At 70.9% G+C, this 4079-nt stretch carries 3 protein-coding genes and 1 pseudogene; 1 reads left to right on the top strand and 3 read right to left on the bottom strand.

Annotated features, from left to right (window positions below; translation table 11 throughout):
* The 3 genes and pseudogenes from WD341_RS17915 to WD341_RS17905 all read right to left on the bottom strand — a co-directional run.
* Nucleotides 1-115 (bottom strand): annotated as a pseudogene (locus tag WD341_RS17915) (aminoacyl-tRNA hydrolase); the annotation flags it as partial.
* A 79-nt stretch (nucleotides 116-194) separates the two neighbouring features.
* Nucleotides 195-866: a 50S ribosomal protein L25/general stress protein Ctc gene (locus WD341_RS17910; RefSeq protein WP_368426855.1), complete on the bottom strand. Its 672-nt coding sequence runs from the start codon at nucleotides 864-866 to the stop codon at nucleotides 195-197.
* Between the two features lie 118 nt (nucleotides 867-984).
* A complete protein-coding gene (locus WD341_RS17905; RefSeq protein WP_368426854.1) occupies nucleotides 985-1929 on the bottom strand; it encodes a ribose-phosphate pyrophosphokinase in 945 nt (314 codons plus the stop codon).
* Nucleotides 1930-2149: 220 nt separating this feature from the next.
* Between WD341_RS17905 and WD341_RS17900 the strand changes: the two genes are divergently transcribed.
* A partial coding sequence (locus WD341_RS17900) for a malate synthase G (RefSeq protein ID WP_368426853.1) occupies nucleotides 2150-4079 on the top strand: 1930 nt, incomplete at its 3' end.

Below are 4079 nucleotides of genomic sequence, written 5' to 3'. Positions count from 1 at the left end.
GCCACGGCGTGAAGCCGTGGCGGCGGACGATCGCCTCCAGCGCCAGGAAGCCGACGTTGTGGCGGTTGCCGGCGTAGCTGAGCCCCGGATTGCCGAGGCCGACCAGCAGCAGCATGGCGCGGCTCCTCCTGCAAGGGGGGCCCGGCTGCGCCCGGCTCTGGACTCGTCCCGCCGGGTCGAGCAGCCGGGAGGGCCTAGTCCTCGGTGGCTTCGCCCTCGGCCTCGCCGGCTTCCTCGCCCTCTTCCTCGTCGGCGTGCTCCGCCTCGGCCTGGGCCTCGGCCTGCTCCGCTGCGACGGCGCTCGGCGTGGCGATGGTCGCGACGGTGAAGTCGCGGTCATCGATCTCCAGCTCGACCCCGTCGGGCAGCTTGACGTGGCTGATGTGGATCGAGTCGCCGATCTCGAAGCCGGTCAGGTCGCATTCGATATGGTCGGGCATGTTGTCCGCCGAGCAGATCAGGCCGACTTCGTGGCGCACGATGTTCAGCAGGCCGCCACGCTTCAGGCCCGGCGACTCCTCCTCGTTTAGGAAGTGCACGTGGACCTGCACGGTGACCTTGGTCGTCGCCGAGACCCGCAGGAAGTCGATGTGCAGCGGCCAGTCGAGGACCGGGTCGAAGTGGACGTCGCGGGGCAGCACGCGCTCCGTGCCGCCGCCTTCGACCTTGATGTCGAACAGCGTCGTCAGGAAGGCCGAGCGGTTGATCTCGCGCTTGACGTCCGGATCGGCCAGGGAGATCGACAGCGGCGCCTTGCCGGCGCCGTAGATCACGGCGGGGACCCGGCCGGTGCGGCGTACGGCACGGGCGGCCCCCTTTCCGGCCCGCTCCCGCAGCTCAGCGGTCAAGGTATGGGTTTCGGTCATCTTGCTTTCTCGCTCCTCGAGAAGGAAAGCCGCTCGCCTGGGGCGGGACGGCAGGTGGCGCGACCGGGCCTCCAGGGGTGCCCGCGCCGGCCGGTGAAGGCCGCTCCGCCCCGAGGGGCTAGACCGGCGGGTGGTCGAACAGGCTCGAGACGGACCGCTCGTCGCTGATCCGCCGCATGGCTTCGCCGAGCAGCGGCGCAATGGTCAGCTGGCGGATGTTCTGGGCGACCCGCACCGCCTGGGTCGCCGGGATCGAGTCGGTAAACACGAGCTCCTCGATCGGCGAGGAGGTGACGCGCGCGACCGCGTTGCCGGACAGCACGCCGTGGGTCACGTAGGCGCTGACCGCCGTGGCGCCGGCGCCCATCAGCGCGACCGCGGCGTTGCACAGCGTGCCGGCCGAATCGACGATGTCGTCGACCAGGATGCAGCGCCGGTCCTTGACGTCGCCGATGATGTTCATGACCTCGGAGACGCCGGCGCGCTCGCGCCGCTTGTCGATGATCGCCAGGTCGGCGTCGATGCGCTTGGCGATCTGGCGGGCGCGGACGACGCCGCCGACGTCGGGCGAGACCACGGTCAGCCCCTCGCCGTCGTACTTGTCCAGGATGTCGTTGACGAAGACCGGGGCGGCGAAGAGGTTGTCGGTCGGGATGTCGAAGAAGCCCTGAATCTGCCCGGCGTGCAGGTCGAGGGTCAGCACCCGCGCCGCGCCCGCGGCCGTGATCAGGTTGGCGACCAGCTTGGCCGAGATCGGCGTGCGCGGCCCCGACTTGCGGTCCTGGCGGGCGTAGCCGAAGTAGGGGATGACCGCGGTCACCCGTCGCGCCGAGCCGCGGCGCAGGGCGTCGAGCGCGACCAGCAGCTCCATCAGGTTGTCGTTGGCCGGATAGCAGGTCGACTGGACCAGGAAGACGTCCTCGCCGCGGACGTTCTCGTGGATCTCGACGAAGACCTCGTCGTCCGAGAAGCGGCGCACCGACGCGTTGGTCAGCGGCAGGTTGAGAAAGGCCGAGATCGCCTCTGCCAACGGCCGGTTGGAGTTACCGGTCAGTATCTTCATCGCTGATCGCTCGACTCGCGCGTGTGCGGGAATGCGGAATGCGGGGCAGTGGCCCTGCCCCGAGGCGCGCGGACTATAGTGTCCCGTCACGGCACTGTAAACCGCGCAGGAACGCGCGGGTGCGGACCGTGTCCTGCGGCACCGCGACGGGACCCCGCGCGCAACTTTCCCGAAGAAAAGCTGTTTTCCGCGACGTGCCGATTACGCTAGATAGCACCCCGTGAGCACATATCTTCCCCGCTGCCGGCTGAGCGTATCGGCCGATCTCGCCGCCTTCCTGGAAGACCGCGCGCTGCCGGGCACCGGCGTCGAGGCGGCAGGCTTCTGGGCCGGCCTCGACGCCCTGGCCCACGAGCTGGCGCCGCGCAACCGTGCCCTGCTGGAGAAGCGCGAGGCGCTGCAGGCCAGGATCGACGCCTGGCACCGCGAGCGGCGCGCCGGCTTCGAGCCGGACGCCTACCGCGCCTTCCTGGAGGAGATCGGCTACCTGCAGCCGCCGCCGGCGCCCTTCCGCATCGAGACCTCGAAGATCGACGAGGAGGTCGCCCGCCAGGCCGGCCCGCAGCTGGTCGTGCCGGTGTCGAACGCGCGCTACGCGCTCAACGCCGCCAACGCCCGCTGGGGCAGCCTCTACGACGCGCTCTACGGCACCGACGCCATCCCCGAGACCGGGGGCGCCGAGAAGGGCCGGGCCTACAACCCGAAGCGCGGCGCCAAGGTCATCGCCTTCGCCCGCGACTTCCTCGACCGCTCCGCCCCGCTGGAGGGCGCCTCCCACGCCGCGGTCACGGCCTACCGCGTCGCCGAGGGCCGGCTCGCCGCCGAGACCGAGGGCGGCACCGTCGGCCTGGCCGACCCGGCGCAGTTCCGCGGCTACGTCGGGGACGCGGGCGCGCCCTCGGCCCTGCTGCTGGTCCACAACGGCCTGCATTTCGAGATCCAGGTCAACCGCGACCACCCGATCGGCGGCACCGACGCCGCCGGCGTCAAGGACCTGCTGGTCGAGGCGGCGCTGACCACCATCATGGACTGCGAGGATTCGGTCGCCGCGGTCGACGCCGAGGACAAGGTGCTGGTCTACAGCCGCTGGCTCGGCCTGATGAAGGGCGACCTCACCGAGCAGGTCGCCAAGGGCGGCGAGACCATCACCCGCCGGCTCAACCCCGACCGCGGCTACACCGCCCCCGACGGCGGCGGCTTCAGCCTGCCCGGCCGCTCGCTGATGTTCGTGCGCAACGTCGGCCACCTGATGACCAACCCGGCGGTCCTGCTCGAGGACGGCAGCGAGATCCCCGAGGGCATCCTGGACGCCGCGGTCACCGTGCTGATCGCCTGCCACGACCTCAAGGGCGGCGGCGCCCTGCGCAACTCCCGCGCCGGCAGCGTCTACATCGTCAAGCCGAAGATGCACGGGCCCGAGGAGGTCGCCTTCGCCGACGAGCTCTTCGCCCGCGCCGAGGACCTCGCCGGGCTGGAGCGCTACACCGTCAAGATGGGGATCATGGACGAGGAGCGGCGCACGACGCTGAACCTCGAGGCCTGCATCGAAGCGGCCCGGCACCGCGTCGCCTTCATCAACACCGGCTTCCTCGACCGCACCGGCGACGAGATCCACACCTCGATGGAGGCCGGCCCGATGGTCCGCAAGGGCGCCATGAAGGCGACCCGCTGGATCCAGGCCTACGAGCGCAACAACGTCCTCGCCGGCCTGCGCTGCGGCCTGCGCGGCAGGGCCCAGATCGGCAAGGGCATGTGGGCCATGCCCGACCTGATGGCCGACATGCTGGAGCAGAAGATCGGGCACCCCAAGGCCGGCGCCAACACCGCCTGGGTGCCTTCGCCGACCGCCGCGACGCTGCACGCGCTGCACTACCACCAGGTCGACGTCGCCGCGGTCCAGGCCGGCCTGGAGGGCGAGCAGGCCGACCTGCTCGACGACCTGCTGGCGGTGCCGGTCGCGACCGACACCAACTGGGCCCCCGACGTGCTGCAGCAGGAGCTCGACAACAACGCCCAGGGCATCCTCGGCTACGTCGTGCGCTGGATCGACCAGGGCATCGGCTGCTCCAAGGTGCCGGACATCGAGGACGTCGGCCTGATGGAGGACCGCGCGACGCTGCGCATCTCCAGCCAGCACATCGCCAACTGGC

Source organism: Tistlia sp., assembly GCF_040905785.1.
GTDB lineage: Bacteria > Pseudomonadota > Alphaproteobacteria > Kiloniellales > DSM-21159 > Tistlia.
The sequence above is the reverse complement of the archived record's forward strand: the minus strand, read 5'-3'. Positions and strand labels throughout refer to the sequence as shown.